General features: G+C 42.3%; 8 protein-coding genes and 2 pseudogenes. 7 read left to right on the top strand and 3 right to left on the bottom strand.

What is annotated here, in order from left to right; translation table 11 throughout:
- Together BLS65_RS18675 and BLS65_RS16715 are read right to left on the bottom strand one after the other, a co-directional pair.
- Positions 1-210, bottom strand: a pseudogene (locus BLS65_RS18675) (hypothetical protein); the annotation flags it as partial.
- Positions 211-338: 128 nt separating this feature from the next.
- On the bottom strand, positions 339-1022 hold the full coding sequence (locus BLS65_RS16715; RefSeq protein WP_092440953.1) for a hypothetical protein: 684 nt from the start codon (positions 1020-1022) through the stop codon (positions 339-341).
- 414 nt (positions 1023-1436) lie between these two features.
- Between BLS65_RS16715 and BLS65_RS16720 the strand changes: the two genes are divergently transcribed.
- The 5 genes from BLS65_RS16720 to BLS65_RS16740 all read left to right on the top strand — a co-directional run bounded on the left by BLS65_RS16720 (position 1437) and on the right by BLS65_RS16740 (position 4491).
- Positions 1437-1901 (top strand): GAF domain-containing protein, encoded by a 465-nt coding sequence (locus BLS65_RS16720; protein ID WP_092440954.1) that lies wholly within the window; start codon positions 1437-1439, stop codon positions 1899-1901.
- Between the two features lie 129 nt (positions 1902-2030).
- Positions 2031-2525 (top strand): hypothetical protein, encoded by a 495-nt coding sequence (locus tag BLS65_RS16725; protein ID WP_092440955.1) that lies wholly within the window; start codon positions 2031-2033, stop codon positions 2523-2525.
- A 181-nt stretch (positions 2526-2706) separates the two neighbouring features.
- A complete protein-coding gene (locus BLS65_RS16730; RefSeq protein ID WP_092440956.1) occupies positions 2707-3585 on the top strand; it encodes an RluA family pseudouridine synthase in 879 nt (292 codons plus the stop codon).
- Positions 3586-3731: 146 nt separating this feature from the next.
- Positions 3732-4118, top strand: a complete 387-nt coding sequence (locus tag BLS65_RS16735) for a DUF134 domain-containing protein (RefSeq protein ID WP_092440957.1) — start codon at positions 3732-3734, stop codon at positions 4116-4118.
- A 1-nt stretch (position 4119) separates the two neighbouring features.
- Complete coding sequence (locus BLS65_RS16740) at positions 4120-4491, top strand: NifB/NifX family molybdenum-iron cluster-binding protein (RefSeq protein ID WP_092440958.1); 372 nt, start codon at positions 4120-4122, stop codon at positions 4489-4491.
- 321 nt (positions 4492-4812) lie between these two features.
- Here the strand turns inward: BLS65_RS16740 and BLS65_RS16745 are convergent, their stop codons facing one another.
- Positions 4813-6720 carry an Nramp family divalent metal transporter gene (locus BLS65_RS16745; protein ID WP_212590582.1) on the bottom strand — a complete coding sequence of 636 codons (1908 nt, stop codon included), beginning with the start codon at positions 6718-6720 and terminating at the stop codon, positions 4813-4815.
- 268 nt (positions 6721-6988) lie between these two features.
- Here BLS65_RS16745 and BLS65_RS18680 point away from each other — a divergent pair, with 268 nt between their 5' ends.
- Positions 6989-7165: a hypothetical protein gene (locus BLS65_RS18680; protein ID WP_212590583.1), complete on the top strand. Its 177-nt coding sequence runs from the start codon at positions 6989-6991 to the stop codon at positions 7163-7165.
- Between the two features lie 88 nt (positions 7166-7253).
- Positions 7254-7460 (top strand): annotated as a pseudogene (locus tag BLS65_RS16750) (hypothetical protein); the annotation flags it as partial.

Below are 7460 nucleotides of genomic sequence, written 5' to 3' on the forward strand. Positions count from 1 at the left end.
CGGTTTCTCGAACTGGTTGCGGTAGGTCTGTTCGCTAGATTGGCTAAAGCGACCCAGCTGTAAGAAATTTATCCTACCTTTGATACTCAAAATGTGCCAAAGAACGCTTACAACAAAATCTTTGCGAGTTTTATTGAGTTTATTAAAACAGTCATTGTTTAATGTGCTGTATATGTAATACTTAACAATATTACTGACCTTAGGAATCATGCTTAGAAAATTACTGGAATAATCTTTTAAGATACTGATTTCTAAGGTCTTATTCAAATTTATTCACGCCTATTTTTCTGATTGTCAAATATTTACACTAGTTATTACCGAACTATTGCAATAAGACACTAAGGATTCCCCTCGTTATTTACGTCTAAATCGTGAACCGTATAGCCTTTCGGCAGCAGAAACAAGGATGTAGGTATTTGCGGGTTTTCCTGGAATCGGCTGGCGATAACCAGAACGCCTCCAAGGTGGGTTTTCATCACCACATTCTTATAATGAACACCGGAGATTATGGACTCTGGAAAGTCCTTATTCAAGCATATTGAGTATTTATTTCCCCGAAAACCTGCTACAACCTCGTAACCCTCCTCTTTATAGCTAATGTTCTTTTTCATCTCCTTAGTGATAGAAAACTGCTGCAACGATAACAGCATATAAGGAACGAGCCTAGCTTTTGTTACAACCTTTGAAGTTATATCTTTGCCATTCTCAAGTTTATGAAGATCGTAAGTGTAAACATATCCATCTTTTACAAGGGAAATGGAATGAGACTCGCTCGTTAAACCAAAGATATTCCCCTTGGCGATGGTCTCCTCCCGTTCCGTGCTTCCATAATCGTCGAAATAGATTGTTCGTTTAGTTACTACCCCCATTATGTCAATGGGTGCAAATTCGACTATCCCCGACTTTATGCCATATTTTCGTGACTCGTTAAAAGGTTGATCATTTGATCCAGATGGAGAACAACCCCATACAAAAATGAAGATAAAACCTAATACCCATTTACTAATCCAATACATCTTCATTCCCAATAGTTTTAATGTGCATTGCAACTACATTGAAAAGGCGAATTTGGCAAGTGATCGCCTCTAGAAAAAAGAGAGTAAATAACTAAAAACCGAATTAAGTAAAGTTACAGTGAAAATGAGGTTAACCAAGATCCGAATACTAGCTAATCGGTTACGATTGAAAAAACACATGGCAATAGAACTTTATATATATGCGTTGGTGTCTGAGTCTTGATGTCCTTCCTTTGTTTCGCACACCTTTCTCCTCATGTATCTTAGACCAATCAAACAATTAATTTGGCTGATTCGATGATCTCTTGCAAAAGAGAGGACTTCCCGACGGAAGCGATTCATTTAAGAAAATATTTTGCTTGGAAGATTAACCTTTTGTTGCTTCATTTGTCTACTACATGTAAATAAAACTAACAGAGTATGGATAAAGCAAAAAAGGAGGGCAGATACTCCAGAGTGTACGATCAATTAGTTGAACTCCTTAAGAAATCGGAAGATACAACAGCCCAGATGTGCACAATCAATGCCGTGCTTAAGAACAAATTCGATTACTTCTTTTGGTGTGGCTTCTACTGCCTCACGCCAGATGGTAGAATGGTGGTTAGAACTTATCAGGGTCCGGTTGCTTGCATGGAGCTAAAGAAAGATACAGGCGTATGTTGGGCCGGAGTAAACCAACGAAAAACAATACTGGTTCCCGATGTGGAAAAGTTTCCGAATCACATTACCTGCGACTCTCGCTCGAAATCGGAAGTTGTGGTGCCGGTATTTAATGCCAATAATGAAGTTATTGGCGTGCTAGACGTGGATAGTATAGAGTTAAACTCCTTCGACGAGATTGATGCGCTGTGGCTAGAAAAGATTATCGCCCTTTTAAAGAAGTAAGTAAGTGAGCATAAATGATTGAGAGAGGAATATGCGACTCTTACATAATAAATTCAATATATGCCGAAGGAATCAAGTCTTTCGGCATATTATTTGCTGATATTCGCGTGAAACCTAAAAACTACTGCTATGAAGAGACTACTATTCTTACTTGCCGGAACTGTAATAATTGGGCAAAGTTGCCTCAAAAATGATGATTGCAACGATTGCTTTAGTGGACCTGCACTTTTTGGTTTTACACTAATGCCAACGGAATTATTGGCGAACAAAGACACAGCAAGCTTGATACCATCGGTTTACAAGTTGGATACGATAAGACTCTACTACTTCGATGGCGATATTAAAAAGAATGTAGCCTTAGGGTATGGTCGCATCAACGAGAAAGGAGACTATCTGGTTTCTACCGATATTTCGGTGGTGAGTGCAAGTAAAAACATTAACACGTTTTACCTATACCTAAACCAACAAGATACAGATACTATTTACTTTGCTTGCAAACTCGTAAATGACGGTTGCTGTACATCCTACTCTTACGATAGCCTTTCGTATAATGGTAAAAAGATGCTTTACTATAAAAACTCAAGTCTTCGATATGCTGTAAAGCCACAACCTAATATTCGATAATCAGAGAACAGAGACATTTATGAAACCCACCAACGTTATCTAACGTGTGGTGGGTTTTCTATGTCGAGCTCATAGGTTTTCGCTGGTTGGGCTTAAGCTATCTTGAAACTCCGACTAGGGAATGCGGAATTGAACGGGGTAATGATTACTTTTGCCTGCCAAATCTCACTCACGAACGCATATGAAGCTGCATACCGATAAACCTATTTCGCTTTTCGACCTAGTAATGGGACAATTAAACCTTGGTTCGAAAACAAAGGGAAAGAAAATTGTGGAATACAGCACCATTCATATTAATGGGAAAGCAATAAATAACCCTCGCTATATGGTTAATCCAGGCGATGAGGTTACGCTTGAGCGAGAGGGAAAGCCAATTCGAAAAATTAAAGCTCCATTTCCTATTCTTTACGAAGACGACGATCTGCTCATTGCACAAAAACCAGCGGGAATACTAACTCATGGCGTTGGAGATGATAATTGGAAATCGTTCTTTGGTATGATGGCCAGCTACACAAAAGAGATCACCAATGGGAAGGAACGCATTTTTATTGTGCATAGGCTCGACAGGGAGGTAACTGGCTTGCTTATTCTTGCCAAGAGCGAAAAGGTTCAGGAGCAGCTTAAAAACAATTGGAAAAGCGTTGAGAAATACTACTATGCACTAGTGGAGCATGCCCCTAAGGATCCTGAAGGAACAATAGAGAGTTGGCTTCACGAGCATCCGGTAAGCCTAAAAGTTTACTCCGGCTCCGAGAGCCCTAATGCCAAGTTTGCCAAGACCCACTACCGCACCATTTCGCAGGAGGGCAAGTATACCCTTCTCGAGATTAAGCTCGATACCGGACGGAAAAATCAAATTAGAGTTCACCTTGCGGATATGGGCTGCCCTATTGTGGGCGATTATCGCTACGGTGCCAGCGCGGAGATAAAGCGTCAGATTAGGCTTTGCGCATTCTCCCTTAGCTTTCCGCATCCTATAACTGGAGAGATAATAAGCGCAGAGGTAAAGCTACCCAAATCGTTCCTTCGTCCAGGCGATACAGAGGAAGCCTATAAATAACAGATAATTGTACGATTTCAAAATTTGAAGATGGCTATGGGCAAGGCTATTTCTTCAAATTTATTCGATTAACCCGCATTTAAATTTTGCTATCCCGCAACATCATATTGAGCATATGCTTATATTTGTGCAATTCAAATGAGTATATGCCCAGAAAGAAGTGTTGCCGTAAAGTTTCAATTAGCCCTGTTTCAGAAGGATTCTCACCCTTTGGTTTGAGCAAACGTACATCACAATCAATAACTCTTAATCTCGACGAATTTGAGGCTATTCGGTTAGCCGACCATCTTGGCCTTTACCACGAAGAGGCAGCTACACGAATGGGAGTTTCAAGAGCCACGTTTGGACGCATACTTTCTGCGGCGCGAGGAGTTGTAGCCGATGCGCTTGTAAATGGTAAGCGTCTTCAGATTGCAGGAATAGACACTCATATGGTAATTGAATGCAGCAGCTGTGGCGAAACTAGCTGCCTGTGCTCCAAAGAAAATCAGCACTGTAAACACGACACAAACATAAATTTAATACCACAATAACATGAAAAAAGTAGCATTGCCTTCGAGAGAGAATATGGTAGATGGTCACTTTGGCCACTGCGAATACTTTACGGTATACACCATTAACAGCGATAACAGCATTGCCGGCAAAGAGATTGTAGCCTCCCCCAATGGATGTGGATGCAAATCGAACATAGCTAGCGTGCTTTCCGAAAAAGGTGTAAAAACAATGCTTGCCGGGAACATTGGTGGCGGAGCGGTAAATACCCTTTCGAGCCATGGAATTACTGTTCATACGGGATATTCGGGCGAAGTGGAAACCGTACTTAATCGCTTCCTTGGTGGAGAAGCCGGCGATTCTACCGCCAATTGTGACCATACCCATGAGGATGGACATAGTTGCAATCATTAGCTTTTAATAGTTAGCCACTAGCCCTTCGGCTAATGGCTACCCTTTCGGGGCGTTGCCCCAAACCCAACCTACTTTTTGTCTTGACACAAAAAGTAGGCAAAAAGTCAAGGCCTTACCCGCTCGCTGACCCGAAAAGTCCTTGCAGGCTAAAACGTCGAAACTCGCTGCGCTCAAACAGACGCCGTTTTTACGCCTGCTACGTCCTATCGGGTGCCCAGCTGCGCGAGTTATGGCCACCAAAACAATACAGTGGGCCGCATTGAACCCGTGACATTCTGCAATGGGATTAGTTTACAACAAGATTACTAAAACGAAACCATGTTACCCCTTGGCCTTATGCCTTACCACCAACACAGGGATGCTTAGCCTGCGCCTTACATAGTTTACGGTTTGACCGAATATCATTTGGAATAGTGCATTGTGGCCGTGGGCACCCACAACAAGCAAATCGGCTTCGAACTGATTTACAACCTTAGGTATAGCACGCTTGGGGCTACCAAAACCAACAATAGTATTGACCGTGTAACCTTGTTCGCGGAGCAAAGCAGCATAGCTCTCGAGATGCTCTGTATCTTGCTTTGTTTCTAAGTCTTGCATTTCGCTACCAAATACCATTGTTCCCGCCGACTCTACAATGTGAATAAGGAGATACTCCGCCTCCTTACGCCCCGTGGAAACGGCATAGTTAATTACACCTTCATCGGAAGTAGAGAAATCGAGTGCAAGCGCAATACGCTTAAACTGCGGCTTAAGCTCGAGCGAAATAGGATACGTAACGTGAGGTATCAAAGCCCTCTTTTCGCGTCTTTGCATAAATATTGGTTCTACTGTTATATACAACAACACAAGAATCAGAATGACTGAAACAGGAACGACTACTAACCCAAGGATAACCGGATGAGCCGTGGTGCTGAGCCAATCGCCAATGGCTCCATAAACCAACCAAATATTTAAGCTTAATATGATGGAGGCAATGAGCCATGATACCGTTTTGGTTAGAGTACCAATTGCAAACTCGCCCATTCGACTCTTTGAACTCACAAAGTGAATTAGCGGAATAACCGCAAAGCCCAGCTGCAAGCTCAGAACAACCTGACTAAGCACTAGTAACCGTCCGGTGAAGGATTCTCCAAAAATAACAAGCACAATAATGGCCGGTATAATGGCAAAGCTCCTTGTAATTATGCGCCGCAACCAAGGCCGAATACGAATATTTACGTGCCCTTCCATAATAATTTGTCCTGCAAGCGTTCCGGTTATGGTAGAACTTTGTCCGGCCGCTATTAGTGCAACGGCAAAGAGTATTGGCGCCAGGTTCGAGCCCATTAACGGCGCCAGAAACTTATACGCTTCGTCAATTTCGGAAACCGTAAACATCCCACTGCGGAAGAATGTGGATGCAGCAAGAATCAAGATGGCTGCGTTTACAAAGAAAGCGAGGTTGAGAGCAATCACCGAATCAATTATATTGAACCGAATGGCCTGCAGAATAGATCCCTTATCGCTATTAAACTTTCGGGTTTGAACCAACGATGAGTGCAGGTAAAGATTGTGGGGCATTACGGTGGCGCCAATAATTCCAATTGCAAGATATAATGCTGCATCATTCGGAATTGACGGAATAAACCCTTTCACCAGCTCGCCGGCATCGGGGTTTGCATAAATCATTTCGATAAGAAAGGCTACACCAATAATTGAGATGAGTGCAAGTATAAATGCCTCCATCACCCGCATTCCTTTGTTGATTAGATACATCAACAGGAAGGTGTCGAGCAGTGTTACAAGCACTCCTACCACCATGGGAAGGCCAAACAACAGCTTTAGTCCGATGGCCATTCCAAGCACTTCGGCCAAATCGCAAGCTACAATGGCCACCTCGGCCAAAACATACAATATTACATTGATAAATGTGGGGTAACCTTCGCGTGAGGCCTGGGCTAAATCGAGTCCGCGCACAATTCCCAGCCGTGCGCTTAGCGACTGTAACAGTATTGCCATAAGGTTGGACATTACCAACACCCAAAGAAGCGTGTATCCAAACTGGCTTCCGCCGGCAATATCGGTGGCCCAGTTGCCCGGATCCATATATCCTACACTTACCAGATATGCGGGGCCGAAAAAGGCAAACAACCTTCTCCAATAACCTTTCTTTATAGTAGTATCTACACTGGAGTGTACTTCTTCCAGCGATTTTGTGCTGCGCTTGTTCATCATTCTACTCAACTCCATAAGCTAGAGAGCAACAAAAATAATTAAATAATGGAATAAGTAGTTGGGGGTCAATGGCACGCTGAAAAAAATAATAGGGTTGCGCTGGTTCATCGTTGTATGCTGTCAGAACCCTTTCGAATGCAGACAATTTTATTTCAATATAATCATCGAATTACAAAGCAATTAGCTATTGCTACAGACAAATATTCATACTCCATATTTAACCTTCGCCATTTCATCAGTCTATATTTGTAATAAAATTAACTTTACCCAAAATTGATACGGTATGTTTGACCTTTCGAAGAAGCGGTGGCAATGGGGTTCCATGCTTCTACTGGCCCTAATTTGGGGAAGCTCTTTTATTCTGATGAAAAAAGGTATGCTGGCATTTTCTTTTACACAAGTGGCTGCCATCAGAGTGTTTTTCTCCTTTATACCTTATATCCGCAACATAAAAGCATAAAATAATCGGGAACCCCTGTAATAATAATCATCACAAGGCTTTCCCGATTAAAATATTTTCACCTACTTAGGTGAAAACATCGTAGCGGATGAAAATTACATATTCTAGCGACACCATCAACTCTTTTGGCGGAATAAATTTTGCAGACAAAATTATCCGGGAGGCCTCTATTTACGACACCATAGACCAAACGCTTGGCATTCGGGGAGTTAAGGCACAGTATTCCTACAGTGATTTGTTTCGATCCTACCTCATGCTGGTTTTATGCGGCGGCGAATGCGCCGAGGATATTACC

Source organism: Williamwhitmania taraxaci (genome assembly GCF_900096565.1).
GTDB classification, from domain to species: domain Bacteria; phylum Bacteroidota; class Bacteroidia; order Bacteroidales; family Williamwhitmaniaceae; genus Williamwhitmania; species Williamwhitmania taraxaci.